16 protein-coding genes and 1 tRNA gene are annotated in these 21,808 nt (G+C 46.7%); 3 read left to right on the plus strand and 14 right to left on the minus strand.

What is annotated here, in order from left to right:
* Positions 1–46: 46 nt before the first annotated feature.
* Complete coding sequence (locus tag C7T94_RS02385) at positions 47–1,963, minus strand: 7TM diverse intracellular signaling domain-containing protein (RefSeq protein WP_107213279.1); 1,917 nt, start codon at positions 1,961–1,963, stop codon at positions 47–49.
* Between the two features lie 219 nt (positions 1,964–2,182).
* On the opposite strand from C7T94_RS02385, the gene C7T94_RS19470 reads away from it, so the two are divergent.
* Positions 2,183–2,359, plus strand: coding sequence for a hypothetical protein (locus C7T94_RS19470; RefSeq protein ID WP_204353195.1), 177 nt, complete (start codon positions 2,183–2,185; stop codon positions 2,357–2,359).
* A gap of 54 nt (positions 2,360–2,413) precedes the next feature.
* Here C7T94_RS19470 and C7T94_RS02395 read toward each other — a convergent pair whose 3' ends face one another.
* From C7T94_RS02395 to metG, 6 genes are all read right to left on the minus strand, one after another.
* A complete protein-coding gene (locus C7T94_RS02395; RefSeq protein ID WP_107213283.1) occupies positions 2,414–3,187 on the minus strand; it encodes an SDR family NAD(P)-dependent oxidoreductase in 774 nt (257 codons plus the stop codon).
* A 3-nt stretch (positions 3,188–3,190) separates the two neighbouring features.
* Positions 3,191–3,688, minus strand: a complete 498-nt coding sequence (locus C7T94_RS02400) for a hypothetical protein (RefSeq protein ID WP_107214631.1) — start codon at positions 3,686–3,688, stop codon at positions 3,191–3,193.
* Positions 3,689–3,869: 181 nt separating this feature from the next.
* Positions 3,870–4,295, minus strand: coding sequence for an SRPBCC family protein (locus tag C7T94_RS02405; RefSeq protein WP_107214632.1), 426 nt, complete (start codon positions 4,293–4,295; stop codon positions 3,870–3,872).
* 1,332 nt (positions 4,296–5,627) lie between these two features.
* A tRNA-Arg gene (locus C7T94_RS02415) sits at positions 5,628–5,702 on the minus strand.
* A 23-nt stretch (positions 5,703–5,725) separates the two neighbouring features.
* Positions 5,726–6,199 (minus strand): hypothetical protein, encoded by a 474-nt coding sequence (locus C7T94_RS02420; protein ID WP_107213287.1) that lies wholly within the window; start codon positions 6,197–6,199, stop codon positions 5,726–5,728.
* 1 nt (position 6,200) lies between these two features.
* Positions 6,201–8,303: a methionine--tRNA ligase gene (gene metG, locus C7T94_RS02425; protein ID WP_107213289.1), complete on the minus strand. Its 2,103-nt coding sequence runs from the start codon at positions 8,301–8,303 to the stop codon at positions 6,201–6,203.
* 14 nt (positions 8,304–8,317) lie between these two features.
* Here metG and C7T94_RS02430 point away from each other — a divergent pair, with 14 nt between their 5' ends.
* Together C7T94_RS02430 and C7T94_RS02435 are read left to right on the plus strand one after the other, a co-directional pair.
* A complete protein-coding gene (locus tag C7T94_RS02430) occupies positions 8,318–9,301 on the plus strand; it encodes a S66 peptidase family protein (RefSeq protein ID WP_317046899.1) in 984 nt (327 codons plus the stop codon).
* A gap of 5 nt (positions 9,302–9,306) precedes the next feature.
* On the plus strand, positions 9,307–9,714 hold the full coding sequence (locus C7T94_RS02435) for a DoxX family protein (protein WP_107213291.1): 408 nt from the start codon (positions 9,307–9,309) through the stop codon (positions 9,712–9,714).
* 177 nt (positions 9,715–9,891) lie between these two features.
* Here C7T94_RS02435 and C7T94_RS02440 read toward each other — a convergent pair whose 3' ends face one another.
* From C7T94_RS02440 to C7T94_RS02470, 7 genes are all read right to left on the minus strand, one after another.
* The gene (locus tag C7T94_RS02440; protein WP_107213293.1) at positions 9,892–10,551 is read right to left on the minus strand and encodes a hypothetical protein; all 660 of its coding nucleotides are present in this window, start codon (positions 10,549–10,551) and stop codon (positions 9,892–9,894) included.
* A 72-nt stretch (positions 10,552–10,623) separates the two neighbouring features.
* Entirely contained in the window at positions 10,624–11,274 is a 651-nt protein-coding gene (locus C7T94_RS02445; RefSeq protein WP_107213295.1) for a hypothetical protein, read from the minus strand.
* Positions 11,275–11,346: 72 nt separating this feature from the next.
* Entirely contained in the window at positions 11,347–12,753 is a 1,407-nt protein-coding gene (locus C7T94_RS02450; protein ID WP_107213297.1) for a RagB/SusD family nutrient uptake outer membrane protein, read from the minus strand.
* Between the two features lie 11 nt (positions 12,754–12,764).
* The gene (locus tag C7T94_RS02455; protein WP_107213299.1) at positions 12,765–15,830 is read right to left on the minus strand and encodes a SusC/RagA family TonB-linked outer membrane protein; all 3,066 of its coding nucleotides are present in this window, start codon (positions 15,828–15,830) and stop codon (positions 12,765–12,767) included.
* Positions 15,831–16,173: 343 nt separating this feature from the next.
* On the minus strand, positions 16,174–16,845 hold the full coding sequence (locus C7T94_RS02460) for a hypothetical protein (protein ID WP_204353196.1): 672 nt from the start codon (positions 16,843–16,845) through the stop codon (positions 16,174–16,176).
* 90 nt (positions 16,846–16,935) lie between these two features.
* Positions 16,936–18,414: a SusD/RagB family nutrient-binding outer membrane lipoprotein gene (locus C7T94_RS02465; RefSeq protein WP_107213302.1), complete on the minus strand. Its 1,479-nt coding sequence runs from the start codon at positions 18,412–18,414 to the stop codon at positions 16,936–16,938.
* A gap of 13 nt (positions 18,415–18,427) precedes the next feature.
* The gene (locus tag C7T94_RS02470; RefSeq protein WP_107213304.1) at positions 18,428–21,592 is read right to left on the minus strand and encodes a SusC/RagA family TonB-linked outer membrane protein; all 3,165 of its coding nucleotides are present in this window, start codon (positions 21,590–21,592) and stop codon (positions 18,428–18,430) included.
* Positions 21,593–21,808 lie beyond the last annotated feature (216 nt).

Consider the following 21,808-nt stretch of genomic DNA (forward strand, 5'->3'; position numbering starts at 1 on the left):
AGACAGTTAGACTGATACGGTCTAATGACAAGACATCATGGCTTTGTTAGTCGCTCATTTCCTCAAAAACAAGCTTGCTCCAGCCCTTATCGCCTGCATTCTTCAGCGACCGTTTTTTCGATTCCATGATTTTCTTCATCTTACTGCCATACGACCAGCAGGTGCTTTGCCTGATCGACAGGATTTCGGACAATTTGTGGGACGAAATTTTGCCCTTGCTCGTGTAAACCAGGAACAGCATGTAAAACGCTTTGTTAATGGGTATACGGCTGTTCTGAAAAATGGTGTGCGCAATAACCGACTCCTCATAGCGGCATTTTGAGCACCGCCTGCTGTGCGGCAGCTGCCCGGACAGATAATGTGTATGGTGACACCGCCTGCATTCGTACCCATTTGCCCATTTCAATTCGGCCAGGTACTTGAAACAGGTATCACGGTCAGGATAAATCTTACTGAACTCTTCAAAATCCACGTCTTGCGACATGACGCGTGCCCGCGAAACCTTTTCAATGTTTTGCTGCAGTTCCTGGTTGTCTTTTTCAAGTAACACATTCATGCGCGAAATCTCTTCTGCCTGTTCAAGCAGCCGGCTGTTCATATCTGAAAGCGTTGCGTTCTGGCTTTTGATGATCTCGGCCTGAGCCACAATTTCGCCCGTTCGTTGCTCAACGAGCGAACTCAGTTCTTTATTCAGCGTATTGGTCAGTTTTTCATTTACCTGGAGCTGTTCAATGACTCTTTTCTGTGCCAGGTCTTTCTTTTTGCGGAGGTGGCGAATGTTGTCGCCAATGGCAAACGACACCAGGATCATCTCGGCGACAAAACAGAAACTAAGGCTGTAGTGTGTAAGCGGACCATAAGGCAGCCAGCTTACGTTCAGGAGAATGAGTATTTTGATGATGAAACCGGCCAGCAGAAAACTATATCCGGCGACGAAAAAACGCGCGGGATTATAACCCCGCTGCAGCACATATACGCCTGCAGAGAAGGCTGCAACCAGCGGCACGATCTCGACAAATTTGGCGTTAAACAAAACCGGATAAAAAAAGCTGGCTATGAAGTAGGCGCTGCGCAGAACAATGATGACGGTTAGCGCCAGGTGAAAACGCGGTGCTTTTGAGCGCAGGTATAAAAAGTTCTGGGTAAACAACAAGGCGAAGACGCTGGTCAGGTAAAGCGCGAGGCCGTATGAGTATTGGTTCAGCGAGGGCGTATCGGGCCAGAGGTACTGAAAGGCAACACCGTCTATCGTCATTTCGTAAAAGCCGATGCTCAGGTTGTAAAGCACGTAATACAGGTACTGCCGCTGGCGCACGGCTACATACATCATCAGGTTGTAAAGGCTGAATACGATAACCATTCCATAGAACAGACCGAAAAACAGGTATTCATCCAACGCATACTGCACAAACCACTTGACATTGCGCAATACGACGATGATGCTGGCCGATTGTGAAGATTTGATGCGGACGTAATAGGTCAGCTCTTCTGTTTTCTCATTCGGAAGCTCTACAGTAAAGTTTTTATGCCGGTAGTCGCGGTGGGTGAAACGATAGGAATCGCCCAGCCGGCGCGATTTGAGAACAGAGCTTCCGTCGGTCACGTACAGTTGAATGTCGTCTATCGTCTGATCGAAAAACTCAAGAATCCAGTTCTTTTTTGAGTCGGCATGGTGACGGATCTTAAATTTATACCAATACCAGGAGTTGATGTTGTGTGCTTTAGGCGTAAAGGAAGTTGAGGGCCGGAACCGTTCCCCATGGACAGGCCTGAGCATATCGTTGATGCCCAGTTTTCCTGTCGCATCTTCCAGCTGCCAGATCTCGCCATAGGAAATGATATGCTGCGGCCGTTGATCGTTTACCTGCACCGGTACCTGCGCAGCCTGCAAAAAATTACAAAGCAGGAGTAAAAATGAAAACAACAGACAACAGCGTTGCCCTATCCCCACATTGCCCTTCATTCAAAAACAGTTTATATTGATTCTCTCAAATTTAACGATCACGCTCCAATGGTGCAGCATATTTTGGAAATTGAAACGCATATATGGATAAACCACTTAAAACCAACAGAATACGATGATCGATTTACCCGGAATGCTTTCCTTTTGCAAAAACTAAAAACAACGGCAGCTGCGCAGCGTTATCAAAGCAGACAATCATCAACACTAAATCAGAGCGTTATGAAAAATCAAGCAGCCCCGAAACATACGGGAAATGAGCAAGGAAACAGTACCTCAGACCGGATGTATCATAATCCGAAACAGGACAGGAAGATGACTGGAATTACGAATGGCGGCGGCCAGCGTTCAGACCAGACATCGAACCGCGACAATACGCGAAAGAGAGAGAACAAATAAGGCGAAACACGAAGCCCGGAAAATTCCGGGCTTTTTTTGTGAGGGGTGATAAGGTTAATCTCTGGTTGTTCCGCAGGTCAGATTGAGTGTGGAACCGGTTATTGCCGAGGCGCGGTCTGATGCGGCAAACACAGCTGCATCTGCAATCTCGCTAAGCAGCGGCATGCGCTTAAGCATGGTATCGTTCACGATGCGGTCCAGGGCTGCTTGTATTTCGGACCCCCCGGCGGCAATGGCGTTGCGAAAAACAGCTGAATCAGGAGAGCCCGCAGAACGAAGGGTGATGACGCGGATGCCCGATGGCCCTAATTCAGCGGCCAGGTTACGGGAAAAGGCTTCGACAGCACTGCAGGCCGGACCAAAGCCACCTACTCCCGCGTAAGCCTTCCCGGCAGGAGTAGCTGTCAGGAAGAGAATCACCCCTGACCCCTGACGCCGCATGCTGCGCGCGGCGGCTGCAGCGGTCAAGAACTGGCTTTGCATGGCAATCCGGATCGGACGCAAAAAGTCTTCAACATCCATGTCTGCCAAGGCGACGTCCTGAACATCCTGCCAGCCGATCAGGTTAAAGGAAATATCAATTCTACCAGAGAGGTTCACAACCCGCTGCAGGTACGCGTTCACTTCGTGGCCATCTGTGGCATCGACCACCCCGGTATATACCGTGTTTCCCCGGCCCCGGAGTTCTGCTGCCAGCAATGCTAACCTGTCATGGTGCTTTCCAGCGAGGTGTAATGCGGCACCTTCTGCCGCAAATGCCCGTGCTATTGCGCCACCGACAGACCCGCACGCGCCGTATACAACGGTTACACGATCTTTCAACAGCATCGGTTAATCGTATTTTAGCGCATCGTAGCCGAGCAGCCTCCGCCAGAGCGCAATCTGTCCGATGCAGCTTGCTTCACGGTAAATTGTGAAGGTGAGAAGCTCATAGTGTGTCATGGAAAAACCCGGCATCATTTCGAATATGCTGTCCAGTTTTTCCTGGCTGGCTTTCAGCAAGGCCTCCCGAAGTTTAGGACTGATCGCTTTCCAATCGTCTTTGAGTACAGTCAGCGAGGGATAGCTTATGTCGTCCCTGATGCCCTGGTTGTTCTTGAAAAGCTCATTGGCCACCGGCTGTTCGGCAACACCGAACATACCGGCCAGCTCGAATCGCTGCTGAACGAGGCTGCCGGCCAGCCAGGCAATGTGGTTGGCCTTCGTATCCAATCGTTTGTGGGCATCCTCATCTGATATTTCGACAAGCGCACGCTTAAAAAAATCGGTCTGCATGTCGTAAAGATCAAGCAAAGCATTAAGTCGGGGACTAACGGCTTGTGTTTCCATAGGTGAATTTGTTTCAGGTGTAAAAATGACCGAGATGACGGGGACGCGCAGCGTTCGGCCATAAACCGGTACATCAAAAGTAGGCAGCCCCAAATGCCCGGCAAAGGGGCAAAAGCGACGATTTAGCGGGGCGGATCAGCCAGGTCAGCCTGGTTGCGCCTGAAAGGATACCTTTGGAAAATTAAAGCTGCTCCACGTACAATTTAAAATTGTCCAGAATGGCCTGCCAACCTTCCTGCTGCATTTCACGGCTATTCTGCTGTTCGGGGTCGAAACTTTCAATCACCTCGGTCCGGCCTTCAGTTTCATTAAAGGTGATTTGTACGGATCTTCCGTCTTCCATCGTGTAACTGATCAGCTTGTTTTCTTCAACAGCGTCGTACTTTCCGGAAAAATCGAAGCCCATGCTGCCGTCTTTTGCTTCCATGCGCGATGAAAACGTACCGCCGGTGCGCAGGTCATTTTCGGCATGCGGGGTATGCCAGTCGTCAGACGCGCTGTTCCACTTTTTGATGTGTACTGGTTCGCTCCATGCGTGCCAAACTTTTTCGACTGGGGCGTTAATGATAGCACTGATGGTGATCTGGTTTTGGTTGCTGGTTGTCATGGTATTTAATTTAAGTGAGTGATTTTTGTTCATGGCTTACGGCCAACAATACAAAGGTAAGGCCGCGGCAGCGGGATGGTACGGGCTAATCCCGACTTTCGCAAGGCGTTTTGACGACAAGGGTGACGGAGATGAGGAAGCAAGGTGCTAAAGGGCGGTACCCTCTAACCTGGTTAAAGTGACTAATTAGATTAAGCAGGTACGTGCGTAATACCAAGACGTTACCGGCTTACAGGAGTTTATGGCTTCCTGAGCTGGTACTGAATTATCTAAACTTTGATGCATACCCACTGTCATTTAAGAATTTCTGAAAGTTTTTTATGTGGAGGATATCCGATATTGCCTTTTTTTATCGCTTGCTTTTATAATAAGCCTCTGTTATTTTATATCCGATCCAGTAGCCAAGATCTGGCAGACATCCATTTTTAGGTTATAATTGTACATCCCATCATGGCTATCTTCCCGATCGTCCATAACTTTTTTAAACTCATTTCACAAATTCGCTTCATTAGCATTACCGTAACTACGCGTTTGCTTATTTGGACCCCTTCCGGATATAAGTTCTGCTATAAAATCAGCACTTCATTGATACAAGCCGAGAAGATTAAGGCTTTTCTTTGGTATGCTGTCTTGTTGATAATGTATAAGCTCATGGCAACCATAAATGGAACGGCTGATGATTGAATCATTTCCGCTCCGATGATTAATCCTTAGCGTTTGAATGTCACCAGAATGAAATCTCCCGATTACAAAATATACAGTAGGAAAGACAGCTTCAGGATACAGATATTTTAGCGCCATAAATGCCGCCCGGCATTGCTTCTCGTTATCCAGCATTTTTCATGCTGTTTTCTCTGGCTTTTAATATTTTCGTTCCCGAACCGTGTTAAGCAGCGCGTTTGCGTCCTCTATTCGACCCGTCCTAGATGCCTGGATGCCCGGAGAACCTGGTCTAAGATAAAGATCTTCGAATGGGTTAGTGTAAGATTCAGTATCCAATTTAAAATGCGCTCCAAAAGTTAGAAATGTGTTTGGTAATAAATAACGCCTTAAACGGATTGTGCAAAAGAAAAATTGAATAAAACGAGGAAAAATAAAGCCGACAAAACTTTTTATAGGAATTCGGTAAATCTAATCCAATTCGAGGGAAAGGATTCAAAAAGGTTATGTGTATATTAAAACAAATGGATAGGAGTCATATTGCCTTTATATTGAGCTAAAATAAACCCTTGCTGTAAGTTATTTTAATTATAACACCGGCGCATACTTCAGTTTGCTGTAAAGCAATGATAAATCAAAACAAGAAAGGAGAGACAATGCATCTCTCCTTCATGGTAGCCCCGACGAGAATCGAACTCATATCTAAAGTTTAGGAAACTTCTATTCTATCCGTTGAACTACAGGGCCAAATTCAGGACTCCCTCGTTTCCTTAGTTGTGCCTGGCTTTATAGAATGCGCGTGTGCAAAGCACAATTGGCAATCCTACTGCAAAAATGATAATTAAAACAGACAAAATCAACTGTTCGGAACTTTGTTTTACAGCGCTTATCCGGCTAAGCGGCAGCGCGACCAGGTTCATGAAAGCCCATACAGCTAATCCGTAAAGGATAGCCCAGAGCAAAGCCGGCCAGTTCCTTGTGGAGACTTTCGGATAAATGGCAAAAAATACCCAGGCAAAAAACAGGGCGAACGCAAAATGGATGCAAACACCCAGGACCACCATCCCGGTACCACCGGCAAAAGCTTCAGGTCCCATTAGTGCACTGGCAATGTATTTAAAGATTATTGCCGGGGTACGGCCGCCGAGGGCCAGGTACTGCAAAATGGCTGCAAGCGCGTCCAGGAATCCTGCGAGGATCCCGGCGCCAAGCACGGCACGAAGAAGTTTATTTAACTGGCTCATTTTAGCGTATGGTGCTGCCGGCGGGCATCTTGTCTGCCGGAGACACAAAAGTCAGCTTAGCCTGGTCGTCTTCGGCCATCAGGATCATGCCCTGCGATTGTATGCCTTTGATTTCGCGCGGCGCCAGGTTGACGATGACGCTAACCTGCCGGCCAATAATGTCTGCCGGTTCGTAGTGCTCTGCAATGCCTGACACAACCGTACGCTGGTCTATACCTGTGTCGAGTTTCAATTTAAGCAATTTCTTCGTCTTTTGTACCTTCTCGGCCTCGATAATCGTCGCTACGCGGATATCCAGTGCTGCAAACTGCTCGAAGCTGATGTTGTCTTTTGCCGGCTCGACCACCGCCGGTGTATTGGCCTGTCGGCTGTTGTTCAGCTTCTCAATCTGCGCATCGACCGCCGCATCTTCAATTTTTTCGAAAAGCAGCTCTGGCTGGTGAATGTCGTGTCCGCGCCTGAGCAGCGTATGCGAACCCGCATCATTCCATTGATAACCACCATAGTTCAGCATGCGCATGATCTTCTCAGCTGTAAACGGCAGGAAAGGTTCAATCAGAATTTCCAGGTTGGCCACGATCTGCAGACTGAGGTTCAGGATGGTGCGAACGCGGTCTTCGTCGGTTTTGATCAGTTTCCAGGGTTCGGTGTCTGCCAGGTATTTGTTTCCCAGCCGAGCCAGGTTCATCACCTCAGCCAGTGCTTCGCGAAATCGGTAATTTTCAAGCGATGCGGCAACACGGTCAGGAAAAGCCTTCATCTCCTCAATAACAGCCTGGTCTTCTGCCGTAACTTCCATGAGCGTTGGCACCTTGCCGTCAAAATACTTGTGAGTAAGAACCACCACCCGGTTTACGAAATTGCCTAGGATGGCCACCAACTCGTTGTTATTCCTGGCCTGGAAGTCCTTCCAGGTGAAATCATTGTCTTTTGTTTCCGGCGCAGTTGCAGTCAGCACATAACGGAGCACGTCCTGTTTGCCTTCAAAATCAGTAAGGTACTCGTTCAGCCAGACCGCCCAGTTTTTCGAGGTCGAGATTTTCTGTCCCTCAAGGTTCAGGAATTCGTTCGCCGGTACATTATCGGCCAGGATATATTCTCCATGTGCCATCAGCATGGCCGGAAAAATGATGCAATGGAAAACGATATTGTCTTTGCCGATGAAGTGAACAAGTTTGGTAGCCGGATCTTTCCAGTATTGTTCCCAGTTTCCCTTTTCGACCTCGTTCTGGTTGATATAAAACTCTTCAGCCTTGGGGTTCCAGACATCCAGTTTGGCATAATTGAACAGCTCTTTGGTAGCAGAAATGTAGCCGATGGGCGCATCGAACCAGACATACAGCACTTTGCCAGCTGCATCCCTGACGGGCACCTTCACTCCCCAGTCCAGGTCGCGCGTCATGGCTCGCGGCTGAAGACCTGCATTAAGCCAGGAAAGGCATTGGCCATACACGTTGGGTTTCCATTCTTTGTGCTGCTCAATGTATTCGCGCAGGCGGTTCTCATACTTATCAAGCGGCAGAAACCAGTTTTTTGTTTTGCGAAGCACCGGCGCGCTTCCTGATAGTGTTGATTTCGGGCTGATCAGGTCAGTTGCATTGAGGCTGCTGCCACAGCTTTCACACTGGTCGCCATAAGCATTTTCATTTCCGCACTTGGGGCAGGTACCGGTAATGTACCGGTCGGCCAGGAACTGCCCGGCCGATTCGTCAAAGTATTGCTCTGTAATTTCTTCTGTAAAGACACCGTCATTATAAAGTTTTTCGAAAAAATCTTCGGCGGTCTGGTGGTGGGTAAGCGACGAAGTGCGGTGGTAGATATCGAACGATACGCCAAATTCTTTGAATGAATCGCCGATGATCTTATGGTAGCGGTCAACGATTTCCTGGGGAGTCGTGCCTTCTTTTTTTGCTTTGAGCGTAATGGGGACACCGTTTTCGTCTGACCCGCAGATGAACTTTACATCGCGGCCCTGCGAGCGGAGATAACGTACATACGTGTCGGCGGGCAGGTAAACGCCTGCAAGGTGACCAATATGAACCGGGCCGTTTGTATAGGGGAGCGCCGCTGTAACGGTATATCGCTTAATGTTGTGCTTATCCAAAACTATTTTTTATTTTGCCAAAGATAACAATTACACCTGTGATCCTGATGGGCGGAAAGGCTTATTCCGCGCTTCGGGAGGCACTCAAGCCGCATTTCATGCCTTTACTACCGCCTTTCCTGAAAAAGGGAGATAAAATTGCCATCACCTGCCCGGCCAAAAAACTGCCGAAAGATATCGAACCAGCCCTGCAGATCCTGGAGTCATGGGGACTCGAAGTAATTCGCGGCAATACGCTGACCGGAGCACACCACCAGTTCGCGGGAACTGACGCAGAACGTGGTGCAGAGATGCAGCAATTCCTGGACGATCCCGAAATCAAAGCAGTCATTGCCGGGCGCGGCGGCTATGGCTGCATGCGGATCATCGACGGCATTGATTTCAGCAAGTTTTGCGCGCAGCCAAAATGGGTTGTCGGCTTTAGCGACATCACAGTTTTTCTTTCACACATCCTGGCCAAATACGACATTGCAAGTTTACATGCGCAGATGCCCTATACCTTCGATGACTCCACGCCCGAAGCCCTGGAAAGTCTGAGGAAAGCGCTCTTTGGTGAGCCGCTTCATTATGCATATCACGCAGAGCGGCCTGGCCGAAGCGGGCAAGCTGCCGGTGTGCTGGCTGGGGGCAACCTGACTTTGCTGGCCATGATGACGGGATCGGCGTCTGAGATGGATTTCGACGGAAAAATCCTCTTTATCGAAGATGTGGGCGAACACGAATATTCAATTGACCGCATGCTGCGCATGTTGGACCGCGCGGGAAAACTGAAAAACCTGCAAGGATTACTGGTAGGTGCATTTAACGAAATTGAACCTGAAAGCATTCCCTTCGGGCAGGAGGCAGATGAGCTGATCGCTGAAATCGTGTCGAAATATGATTTTCCGGTATGTTATGGGTTTCCATGTGGACATATTTCAGACAACCGCGCTTTGTTTGTCGGCAAAGAAGTATATTTGAACGTACACGAACAGCAAATTACCTTAACCTTAATTTAAGAAATATGGCAATTTTTGATTCTTTAGGAAAATACCGCAACACCGGGCTTCTTTTGCTGCGCGCCGGGATTGGCATCATGTTCATGGTTCATGGCTTGCCCAAATTAATGGGTGGCCCGGAAATGTGGGCACAGGTTGGCGGAGCCATGAAAGTGGTAGGCATTGACTTTGCGCCGACCTTTTGGGGCTTACTGGCGGCCATCGCAGAGGGCATTGGCGGCTTTTTGCTGCTGATCGGCTTGTTTTTCAGGCCCGCCGCGATTGCACTCGCTTTTACCATGATCATTGCGGCGGCGATGCACCTGAGTAACGGTGACGGAATGAATGGCGCGTCTCATGCCATTGAAAGCGCGATTGTGTTTATAGGCCTGATTTTTATTGGCCCGGGTAAATATAGTGTGGATAAGAAGTAATTGTTTAAGCTGGCAGGATGCTTATTACAAAAATCATAAGTTGCCGCTTTAATTACTGAGCTAAAATTAATAGCCTCATTTCGAATACGAAATGAGGCTATATTGTTTTCAGAGGCTCTCGTTCACCTGCCTGCAATTCAAACCTTGGTGATTTTATTTACTTACCATTGTATCTGATCAGGAAGCGTTTAGGATTCTGATCAAATCGGCTTCTTCTTTGATCTCTTCTTTGTCCAGATTGCTTGCGAGCTTCAGGCCCTGTTTCTTGACGGCTTTCAGCAATGACCTCTCATTAGCCTTAAAAGAGAAGCGTTTGCCTCCATCTACCAGTGTATATGCAACCTCCGTATCAAATCGCTTCTCGAGCAAGGCATTGTAACCTGCAGTCGTAATTTCGCGTTTAACGGTTCTTTTAACAAGTTTCATCTCACCTTTCGTGAGCAGCGTTTCATAAAAGCCAGGCGCCATGCGATCACCTAAGGCTAATTCGCCATTCTGAAAATAACGCTTGGATTTTCCGTCATTAACCATAAAACTTCTGACGCCTTTTACTTCCAGAACCTGCGCTCCTTGCTTTATATATACTATATCTCTTACCTGATCGTAGCGCAATGAGACATTCGTATAGACCTTTTTGTCTCCCAGTTCAACATTGCCCATAGACCAATCTTCACCAAAAAAAGCAGATCCTTTAATGTTGTCAAATTTCACTTGAGCTACTAGGGGAACAAAATTCTCGTCTGGCCTAAGCACCTGCTGGCGCAACGACTGTGCATAGGAGCCTGTAGCCAGGCTGATTGACGCAATAAAAAATAACGATAACCTTTTGAATTTCATAACACCGGGATTAATATTGAAACGTATTTTTACTTTAAACGTTCAAAGGCGCTCAGACGGGAATCATGCGGACTATCCTGCATTGAGCTTTTGTATGAGCGCTGTAAGATCTGCTTCATTTTTGACAGGCTGGGTTTTCAGTAACTCCCCTGCTTTCAGACCTTGATCAGCTACCGCCTGGCTTACGCCTTTTTTACTAGGTTTGATCTCATATATCTTATTTTGATCCAAAATGAAGTATTCGACATTGGAATCAAATCTTTTCTCTAAGAATTCATTATAGCCTTTTGTCTCAATTACAACCTTCTTTGTACGCTTAAGCAATTTTACCTGCCCATCTACCAAAACTTCGTAAAAAGAAGCCGCACTATTGGTATTGACTGCAGGGAAACCACTTGTAAATACATGCGCCTTTTGATTCCCACTTATTGAAAACTGCTTGACGGGAACAGTAAACTCCAACTCTTTGTCATTTCTCTTGAACCGGATTTTGTCTTCGACCTGATCATATTTCAACTGGACATCCTGATACGTTGTCCCATCTGCCAGAGTTACAGTGCCTGTGGTCCAATCCTTTGTCAGAAAAGCAGAGCCCTTAATGTTATCATAACTTTTAGTTGCGACTGCTTTGCCATTTTGGTCTGGAATCCGAATAATTTGCCCTAACGCAACATTTGAGAACAGAACAGTAAACAAAAGATAAAAAATGTGAGAAAACTTCATGTAATATAGATTTTCATAAATATAAAAAAAACCCGGAACTAGCCCGGGTTTTTATCTAATATTTTATTCAGCCTAGTATCCAGGATTTTGCTGAATTCCAGGATTTGCAAATACTTCTGCAGCAGGAATAGGCAGAATATAGTTACGGCCCGTTGTTGGCAGTGTTTTTGGCACAGATGTACCAACTGCGATATCACGATCATCTCTTACAACAGGTAATTGCCTTCTTCTTAAGTCGAAGAAGCGATGACCTTCGAAAGCAAGCTCCTTAAATCTCTCGAGCATGATGCCATCTATAAGGGCCTCTTTACTTGCGAATGCCTGAGGAGTATAGCCAGCAATGCGTGCGCTACGTACGGCGTTTAGCGCAGTAGCTCCTGCGGAAAGATCGTTCAGTTCTGCGTTTGCTTCAGCCAGAATCAGATACATTTCTGACACTCTGAAAACTTTGATGTTGTTGAAACGATTGGTCGCATCCTGACCGGAATATTTGTTTACTTTCCAATTCTCACGCGTTGATGGCACAGATGTGTCATTCAAGATAAATGCGTTGTACCGAACATCATTCGTTTTATCATAAGTGTCCATCAATTTATAGGACGGCGAGAAAAATACGTCAGTATTGTCATCTGTCCAATAGGTGCGAACCGATCCCGCATTTGAGTTTCTTCTCAACTGAAAGTAATTTTCAGAAGTATTAGAATCTTTCCAAATGTTCGCGTAGTTCGTGCCGGTTGCGAGCGTACCCTTAGCAGCTATTGCCTGAGCGGCATAGGTGCGAGCACCAGCCCAGTCTTTGGCGTATAACGCTGCCCGCGCACGAATAGCAGCAACAGCTGGCTTGGTAATCCTGAAGAGGTCTGTAAACGATGCCGGTATCAATGCGTCTGCCTGGCTAAGGTCTGCATTGATTTGCGTCATTGTTTCAGCAAAGGTATTACGCTGAGGTTTGCCAAGAATTTCTGACTTCGTAATTACAACGACGCCAAGCGCGGTAGATTCATAAGTAGGAGCGAACCAACGAAGCAGTTCTGCCAGTGCGAATCCACGAACTGCAAGTAATTCACCTTTTAACCGCCCCTTACCAGCTTCTTGCGTTGCATTGGCAGTAGTCACCGCGTCAGCAGACTCAAGCGCACGGTTTATACGGTCAATTGTCGTATAAAGGCTTGCCCATGCGGCGGTTACATCGCCGTTACTGCTGTCGAAAACCCAACGGTGACCAAGACCATAATTACGGGTAGAATTATCGAGACCCCAGCGGTTCTCGTCTGCCATAATTGTACTGGTGTAAAAAGCCTGTTGGTAATTCAAACTAGAGTAGACGCCGATCACAGCTCTGTCTAAGTCATCATACGTTTTGATGGCGGTTTCATTCGAAATGGTATCGGTAGGGGTCAGTTCAATGTTCTTTTCACAAGATACCAGTAAGGTCCCCAGAAGAAGTGCCGCTATATATTTATTAAATGTCTTTCTCATGTCTCTATCTATTAAAACTTAACATCAATGCCGAAAGAAAAGTTCCGCGGGGCGGGGTATTTAAATTGGGCGATGTTGTTATCATTTTCCGGATCAAATCCGGTCCATTTTGTCCAGGTTGCAAGATTTTGGCCCATCGCATACACCCTTACTCCACTCAGGAATTTCACATTGCTAAGTAGTTTTGCAGGAAGATCGTAACTGAGCGTTAGGTTTCTCCAACGTATAAACGATGCATCCTCGATGTCAAAAGAAGTAAATTCTCTTGGTGCACCTAAGCGGGGAATATCTGTAATGGTGTTGGTTGGCGTCCACGCATTTACCATTCTGGTCTGCTGGTTATATGCCGAGAACTGAGACGTACTTGCCAGGAAGAATGACTCGTTGTTGAACATCGAGAATCCTTCAAAGAATGCAAACAGTGTGCTCAGACCAAACCCTTTGTAGCGCAGGCTGGTTCCGAATGCTCCGGTCGTAGGAGGCACATAGGTTCCCCATTGTGCTACACTTTGGGCATTCTGGTTGAAAACAGAAGTGGTCGTACCATTCATTTCTTTCGTCGCAGGATCAACATTGTAATACAATGGATTGCCATTTGCCGGATCTACACCTGCAAATCCAGGAATATAGTGCGATCCGAAAGGAAGTCCCACACGGATGATGGAAGTACCTAACGGATATTCAGTTGCCTGACCAAGGTTGGTGATTTCGTTCTTGTTGTAAGCGATGTTCGCGTTCAAGGTCCAAACAAAATTTGAAGTTGCGAGTACATCAACCGCAACATTTGCCTCGATACCCTTGTTCTGCATATTACCCGCATTGATGGCTAATTCATCAAACCCTGAGGTTTTTGACAGCTTTTGCGCTATAAAGAGGTTGTTCGTTTTGCTGGAATACACGTCTACTGAAGAACGGATACGGTTATCCCAGCCGGCAAAGTCGACACCGATATTGAGTTCGGTTTTGTATTCCCAGTTGTAGTCGGGATTGCCAGGGGTAGCCGGAGCAATACCTGAAACACCTGCGTAAGAAACATTTCCGTAAGTTGGCAGGTAACCGAAGTTAGACTGGTTCTGCGCTGTAGCCGTTTCACCAAACGAAGCCCGCAAAGTCAATGCATTTACAAACTTGCTGTCTTTTAAGAAGTCTTCCTCTTTAGCATTCCAGTTTGCACCGATCGAGTAAAAATCCTGCCACCGGTTTTTCTGTGGAAGTTTCGACGAACCGTCTACACGGTACGATCCCTGAATGGTATACTTGCGATCGTACGTATAGTTGACAAGCCCGATATAAGACGTGAAGCCGTACTCGGTTTTGCTGCCACCTACCGCAGGAATCATGGCGTTGGTATTTGTACCAGGCGTTATGCCAGCTGGCGTATTAAGTAATTTGGGGTTGATACCGTAGCCCGTGAAATTGAAGGTATTAAACCTGTTTCTAACTGCTTCGACAAGCGCGTTGGCATTGATCTGGCTTTTGCCCCATGATTTTCCATAAGTCAAACCAGAAGTAGATGTAAGGTTAAGCACTCGGGTTACAGCATCAGAGAACGATCCCTGGTTTCCGTTCGTTACTGCTACACCGGCGTGCGATCCAGGGAAGATGCTTCTCTCTTGAACGGTTTGGCGGTAATCCAAACCTAAGGTAGTGGTCAGCTTTAAGCCATCATAAATTTCGTATGCCGCGTTTGCAATCGCCGTCGTTTTAATTTGATCTGTCTTTAATGTCGAGTTATATAAACGATCGAGTGCATTTGAACCTAAACGGCTGTCTGCAAGCAAACCATATTGTGCCGTAAACGGATTAAACGGCGCGAACCCGTTAGTCGTATTATTTGAGGTAATAATTCTTCCATCCGGTCCATAAGGATTTTCCCATGGTGATGCCAGGTAAACTGACGCAAATGGGTTTGCCAATGTAACACTGCCTTCAGATTCGATAAAGTTTGACTTTGACCAGCCGAGGTTGCTCTGCAGGCCTAACGTCAACCTGCCTGACGTGTGGTCAAGGTTTAAACGATATGTATACCGGTCAAGGCTCGAACGAAGTGCAATACCTTCCTGAGAGTAATAGTTAAAGCTACTGTAAAATCTTGTCTGATCGTTGCCTCCTGATGCAGTTACTTCATGACTCTGGAATTTTCCATCTCTAAAAAAGATATCTGTCCAGTCAGTATTGATCTTGCTGATCGAGTCACGAACGGCAGCCCGGCGAGCAGGTGCCAGCGATGAACCAGCATTGTTAGGTGACAGCGTCCAGCCAATGCCAGATTTGCCTTGCTCCTGAAGAGCAAGTAACTGAGCTGTGTTCATCATATCGAACTTTGGCCTGGTCCGTACGTCAACACCACCCTGAACATTATAGCCGATAACAACGCGTCCGGAGGTTCCTCTTCTCGTTTTGATAACAACAACACCGTTGCCACCCCGTGAACCATACAGCGCAGTACCTGCTGCGTCTTTCAAGATCGTGATCGACTCAAAATCGTTCGGGTTGATTGTAGAAAATGTCGCTTCATCGATTGCAACGCCGTCCACAATATAAAGCGGCGTCGTGCCACCCTGGATGGAGTTCCTTCCACGAATGCGAATGGAAGCATTTGATCCTGGCTGGCCTGTTCCTGAAAGCACATTCACGCCTGGTGCCTGACCCTGCAGGCGAGAAGTGAATGAAGGTTGAGGAATGTTGCGGATTTGATCACCCCCAACTACCGATGTCGAACTTACAGTTCTCGCTTTCGAAGTTTGGGTATACCCTGTTACAACCACGTCTGACAGTTCAGACGAATTTAGCTGCAAGGTTACGTTAAGTGTGGAAGATGCTCCGACTCGTCTGGTCAGAGTAAGGTAGCCAATGAATGAAAATTCCAGATCTGTACCTTCCGCAACCCGGACTGAGTACCTACCTTCTGAATTTGTTTGCACTACATTGGTGGTTCCCTTGATCTTCACAGTTACACCCGGGAGGGCAAGGCCATCATCAGCCGCTGTAACCGTTCCTGTTACTGTTTTTTGTTGGGCTACCGCTGTGAAAGCCACAAAAAATAACAGAAAAAAACTTTGTAGAAGTTTTTTCATAAATAATAATTTGGGTTAGTTAACAATAATTCGGTAGCGAATATAAGTTTCCGGAAGTTCAGTAACACCCCCATTACAATCGAAAGTATGCGAAACACACTTTTATGACATTTTAATTACAATTGAAATGCAACAATTTGTAATCAAGCGTGTTTCTGCCGCATTAACCTAATTAATCTCATATTAAAATCAGGCTTAACAGAGGATCAGGAGTATTCAGATCGCTTACAGTTGGGTAAATGATTGTCAGCGCAATTAAAGATTAGCAATCATTTCTGAAATACATTTTTTCATTAAGAAGGCTTTCGCGCTCTTGCCCAGCGCGTTAAAGGAGACAGCATCTCTATCTTTGATCTGCGAACATGAATATTTGTTTCAGGTCTTCGTCTTTTTTCGGGTTGAGTTTATTTTCCCGAATGAAAACATTTACAGGAGGCCAGTTTTCGCCGAACAGCATGGTCATTGATTTTGCATCGCGTTTAAATTCAGATAGTTCTGTTCCGGTGCCCACATAATACTTCACCCGATCGCTAGCTGTCCTTGTCACCACAGCAGAATTGTAAGCTCTGCTTTCCTGGATAAACTTAAAGTTTTTCTTGAGCAGTTTATGTTTACCATCATGGACTACTTCAAAAAATGCCGTTGGCTTTACATCACGTTCTCCGGTGAAGCCCTTTCTAAACAGCGACTTCGTTTCCGGAGCTTTGCTATTCAGTTCAAATTCCGTTACCGGCACAAGGAAACTCATTTCCACACCTTTCTCATTTTGAAAGGTCAATTGGTCGGCAACCTCATCATAGCGCAACAGCATGTGCTTACTTACCTGTCCATCTTCTTGCCTGACAGTTCCTGCCGACCAATCTTCTAAACGATACGGAGACCCTTTGAGTTCGACATAATTGCGGGATCGCAACGGCATGCCTGCCGAGACGTTCGTATTCAACAGCTGCTGTGCCCAAGCCGATGGAAAGCATAAAACCATCAGAAACAGAAATGGGCAGCCTACTTTTTTCATGTTCATGTTAGCGTACATCTAATTTAAAATTGGCATTCAATAAAAAGGGCTTCTATACCAAGAAGCCCTTATGATTTAAATTATTGATGGTTATGGTTTGTCCCACCACATCCGGTTATTGATTCCGTTGTTTGCCCAACCTTGCTGCTTAATCGCAGCATTGTAATTTTCGAGGTTAGTTGTCTGGTCAGTCGTTGGGTATCCGACCCGACGCGGAATCACGTTGCCATTCAGTGAATTTGGTCCAGGCACCAGTGCCGGATAACCCGTTCTTCTGAATTCATGCCAGCCTTCCCAGCCGTTCAGATAGAGGGAAACCCACCGCTGCGTAGCAATCTGCTGTAAGCCTGTAGCAGGGCTATAGGCAATTCCCGTTGCGTTTTTAAATGCAGGGTCCGCGACGTTATACTGAGCTAATGACGCATCAATTGCTGCATCATAATATGTTTTTGCGGCTGCATCTCCTCCCGCAATCCATCCGCGTTTCGCCGCTTCTGCCATGGCAAACTGCACCTGCGATCCGGTAAATATGTAGGCAGGCGCACCGGCAGCGCGAAGGCTGCTGCCGATACGGCTATAAATATTCGGTATATTGGTTTGAATAGCAGGGCCGAACTGTAGGCCAACAATACTTCCGTTTGGCAAGGTCTCTGCGTAAACGCTGAGGCGCGGGTCAGTACCCGTTCCGTTGCTCTTCATCAGGTCGACCAGGGTCTTGCTCACAGCAAAGTCATTTCTGTTCGCGATGCTGTAATTGCTATACCATGGATTATAATTGTTCGGGTCACCTGCCAGAAACTTATAAGTCAGGGTTTCGTTCGCTGCAAGCGGCACGGCAGCGACCGCAGCAGCAAATTCCTGCGCAGCAAAACCGCCGGCATCAGGGTATACTTTTGATAACCGCAGCGCCATGAGTAACCGTTGTGTTGCCGCAAATTTTTTCCAGGAATTCATATCACCCGAGAACATGATGTCTCCGGCAGGTCCGGCTCCGCCATCAATCTGTGCGGCGGCTTCTTTGAGTTCTTTGAAGAGGTCCTTATAAATATCCTCCTGTTTGTCGTACTTAGGTGTAATATTTTCTGAGCCTTTTAACGCCTCTGTATAAGGTATATCTCCCCACATGTCAGTAACACGCCAGAATGTATATGCTTTAAGAATTCTTGCAACGGCAATCTGGTTGTTCTTCGAGCCATTCGAGGCAGGATCGGCTTCAGGAGCCCCCTGGTTATTAAAAATAATGATTTGATTCAGGTTCTTCAGTATCTCTGAATAGAACCCCCAGTAAGACCTGTTCAATGTACTGCCCGCATCGTTAAAAGGCGACACAGTCAGGTACGGTCCTTCAGACAGGTACTGGGCAAAGATATTGCCATCCTGGCCAAGAACTGTTCCCCCGCTTGTGGCTTGGGTTCTTTGCATTGAATAGGTTAACAGCGCCTTCGTCGCGGCGTCGGCCACCCTGGTCTGGTCAACATTTGTATCGCCAAACTCTCCAAACTTTTTACAGCCTGATGCCAGAATACCGGCACCAACCACAAAAAGTATATATTTTTTAATATTTTTCATAAAGCTAAAATGATTAAAGTCCAACCCTCAAATTCAGACCAAACGTTCTTGATGACGGGAGCTGACCGCCTTCTTGCCAGAAGTTTTCCAACTCAGACGGGTCTACACCATATTTCTTCCCTGGAGCTGCGATTAACCACGCATTTCCCACAATCAGGCCGACATTTACAGATTTCAAAGCTACCGTACGCTTTAGGAGCGCAGAAGGCACATTGTAACCTAATCTCACTTCCCTCAGTTTTAGATAAGATGCATCGAGCATGAATAGTTCGCCAGATCCGGTTTGCATACCATTGTAGAAAGCAGTACTTGCCTCGACATACCGGTTATTCGGCTGTCCGTTAGCCAGCACACCAGCAAACTTGTAGCCACCACCTTGTGAAACAGGAAGCCGCCAATCAATGCCTTTGTCATTTACCCCAACTGTTTCCTGCGAAAGGCCGCTTCCCATGTTAAAGGCTCGGGTAGTAGAATTAAACAAGCCGCCTTTTTGAAAATCAAGTGAAAATCCCAAATCAAAATCTTTTACGCGAAGCGAGCTGAATGCACCTCCCTGATAGCGGGGGCGCGCATAGCCAATGAACTGGTTGGTTGTAGATGTGGGCAAACCGCTGGCTGCAATGATCACGTTACCATTTGCGTCCCGATTCCAGGTACGGCCCAGGATATAACCCCATTCCTGACCTTCGCGCAGGTTCAGTGTGTTGCCAAAAAACGTAGAGGTTTGGTAGATTACGTTTGTTTGTTTATCAGTGATCTTGTCAACAATGGTTTTGCTTTTTCCGTAGTTCAATGTAATGTCCCAGGTAACACTTTTAGACTGTACAGGTGTTGCCGTCAGCGAAATCTCGACGCCCCTGTTCGTCAATTCACCTGCGTTTATCAAACTCGAGGTATAGCCGGTCGCGCCGTTTTGTGTTGGACTGATGATTTGATTTTTATTCTTGTTCTGGAACCAGGCAAAGTCAAGTCCGATCCTGTTTTTCAAAAACTTCAGCTCCGCACCTAATTCAAGCGAGCCAGTCAGCGCCGGTACGAGCCTGCCGGTCCGGAATTCATTTCCTATTGCCAGTGCGGGATTGGTACCATACGCAGGGCTTGTATTGTACTGCAGGTTGATGCGGTAGGGATCCACGTCTGAACCCACTTGAGCATAGGCCGCCCTCAATTTAGTAAAAGTCAACACCTCTTTTACACTTTCTGGAAAGAATTCTGATGCAATATAAGACAGGGATACAGACGGATAGAAATAAGAATTAAGATCTGGCGCAAATACTGAAGACCAGTCATTCCTGCCGGTAACGTCCAGGTACAGGTAGTTTTTATAGGCAAGTGATACTTTTCCAAACACACTTCGGATCTCTTTCTCATAATAATCATTAGATACAGTAGGTCGTGCTAATGATGCTGCAATATTAAAGTAGTTAGGAAAACTTAAGCCGCCCTCTGTTGCCATATTCAGCCGCTCTCGTCTGTCATGGCGCAGGTTTCCCGCAGCTAACGCGTTAAGCGCAAAGTCTCCGAATGTTTTGTTATAGGTCAGGTTCAGTTCATAGTTGAACTCATTATCTGTCCAGTTGCGGTCCCTGAAATAATCGAGCTGTAAACCACCGGTCGCCATACGCTCGTCTCCAATTTCGTTGTTTAAGTTCCCGCGAATAAACCCTTGCAAGGCAAACCCGGCTCCAAAGTCATATTTTAGTCCGATGTTACCTACAAACCTGTTATTACGCTGGGTCCTGTAATTGTTGTTTGCAACCCAGAAAGGGTTATCCCAGTACTGGGGAGCAGTAATGTCGCCAGGAGCGGTACCATTCGGCCCGAAAATATTCCAGGTGGTAACCGTTCCATCTGCCAGAACCTGATTATCACGCATGTAGTTCATGTCCAGTTGCCTTTGAAACCACTGGTTGAAACCCTGAACAATATTAAGTCCGTCATTCCGGTAAGTTTCGTAAGGCTGCCCGATACGGCTTTCTTTAGCAAATTGGAAATCTGTATTTAACGTGAAGCGCTTGCTGATGTCTACCGTGGCATTAACATTCAAAATGTTCATGGATCTGTTTGCATTATCCTGAATCAGCGATCGGGTCTGGTTGGTATAGCCCACCCGGAGACTGTAATTTGAGCCGCCGGTGTTGAATGCAATGCTGTTGTTATAAGTCCCGCCTGTGCGCAAAAACTGCTTAACGTTATCAGGCTGAGCTGTTAAGGGAACCTGTTTCCCGAAATCCGGGCCAGGGTACCAGCTGTAGTAGGGTCGGTATAAGCCCCCATCGATTTTCGGCCCAAAACTGGCGTCGGCGGCATAATCCAAAATTCTTTGACCATTAAATGCTGCATAACTCGCGGGATGCACAGCAGGGTCATACTTAAAGGTCTGCCATTCGGCAGAATAGCCCCCGGCATATTCATTCTGGTAGTCTGGCAACAATGAAACCTTTTCGAAAGAAATACCTGAATTGATTTCAACAGAAGTACCTCCGCTGCGCGATCCCTTTTTGCTCGTCACAATTACGACGCCATTGTAGCCCCGCTGCCCATACAATGCGGTAGCTGCCGCGCCTTTCAGAACCGTAATGCTCTCGATGTTGTCCAGGTTGACGTTCTCCTGCGAACTCGGCGTTCCGTCGATGACGAACAAAGGCGAACCAACAGTAAAGCCGTTTATGCCTCGCACAATGATCGATGCATTGTCAAACGAAGAACTTGGCGATCCGTTCAGCTGAACACCTGCTACCTTGCCTACAATCGCCGTACTGATATCTGTATTCTTGGCAATCGTAAGGCTTTCCCCTTTTACTTCTGTAGCTGCATAACCAAGAGCGCGCGACTCACGCCGTTCACCCAGCGCTGTCACCACTACTTCGTTAAGAGACATTGCATCAGGAGCCATGGTCACATTGATTACCCCTGAAGACCCAAGGGCCTTACTTTGTGAAACATAACCAATTGAAGAAAATTCCAGACTGCTCGCGCCCGGACCTACACGTAAAGAATATTTGCCGTCGGCACCTGTAACAGTTCCGCCCTGGGCGCCTTTAACTCTGACTGTTACACCGGGTAATGGAAGGTTATCTTCCTGAGAGATAACTGTTCCAGAGATTGTTCGTTCCTGTGCAAGTGCCGTTTGGGCAAAAAGCAGGAATATGAACAAACTTTGTAGAAGTTTTTTCATTGAGTAAGAAATTAGGTTAGTTGATTAAAAATGATTTCCTAAATTATGCGAAGCTTTAGAAAATAGCAAGGAAAAACTGTAACTTTTCTAAATTTAATTTTCCAATCACATTGACATGTCAGCACAAGACAAACAATGGCCTTAAACAACAAAAATTAACATTAAAGATAACAAGTAAGTGCGTATGACCGTTAGAATCCCGGCGATTTTTAGTAA

This window comes from Pedobacter yulinensis (assembly GCF_003029735.1).
Lineage (GTDB): Bacteria > Bacteroidota > Bacteroidia > Sphingobacteriales > Sphingobacteriaceae > Pedobacter > Pedobacter yulinensis.

Bases quoted from the DNA above. Each gene is read 5' to 3' on its own strand.
- C7T94_RS02385 (WP_107213279.1), bottom strand. From the start codon at position 1,963: ATGAAGGGCAATGTGGGGATAGGGCAACGCTGTTGTCTGTTGTTTTCA.
- C7T94_RS19470 (WP_204353195.1), top strand. From the start codon at position 2,183: ATGAAAAATCAAGCAGCCCCGAAACATACGGGAAATGAGCAAGGAAAC.
- C7T94_RS02395 (WP_107213283.1), bottom strand. From the start codon at position 3,187: ATGCTGTTGAAAGATCGTGTAACCGTTGTATACGGCGCGTGCGGGTCT.
- C7T94_RS02400 (WP_107214631.1), bottom strand. From the start codon at position 3,688: ATGGAAACACAAGCCGTTAGTCCCCGACTTAATGCTTTGCTTGATCTT.
- C7T94_RS02405 (WP_107214632.1), bottom strand. From the start codon at position 4,295: ATGACAACCAGCAACCAAAACCAGATCACCATCAGTGCTATCATTAAC.
- C7T94_RS02420 (WP_107213287.1), bottom strand. From the start codon at position 6,199: ATGAGCCAGTTAAATAAACTTCTTCGTGCCGTGCTTGGCGCCGGGATC.
- C7T94_RS02435 (WP_107213291.1), top strand. From the start codon at position 9,307: ATGGCAATTTTTGATTCTTTAGGAAAATACCGCAACACCGGGCTTCTT.
- C7T94_RS02440 (WP_107213293.1), bottom strand. From the start codon at position 10,551: ATGAAATTCAAAAGGTTATCGTTATTTTTTATTGCGTCAATCAGCCTG.
- C7T94_RS02445 (WP_107213295.1), bottom strand. From the start codon at position 11,274: ATGAAGTTTTCTCACATTTTTTATCTTTTGTTTACTGTTCTGTTCTCA.
- C7T94_RS02450 (WP_107213297.1), bottom strand. From the start codon at position 12,753: ATGAGAAAGACATTTAATAAATATATAGCGGCACTTCTTCTGGGGACC.
- C7T94_RS02455 (WP_107213299.1), bottom strand. From the start codon at position 15,830: ATGAAAAAACTTCTACAAAGTTTTTTTCTGTTATTTTTTGTGGCTTTC.
- C7T94_RS02460 (WP_204353196.1), bottom strand. From the start codon at position 16,845: ATGAAAAAAGTAGGCTGCCCATTTCTGTTTCTGATGGTTTTATGCTTT.
- C7T94_RS02465 (WP_107213302.1), bottom strand. From the start codon at position 18,414: ATGAAAAATATTAAAAAATATATACTTTTTGTGGTTGGTGCCGGTATT.
- C7T94_RS02470 (WP_107213304.1), bottom strand. From the start codon at position 21,592: ATGAAAAAACTTCTACAAAGTTTGTTCATATTCCTGCTTTTTGCCCAA.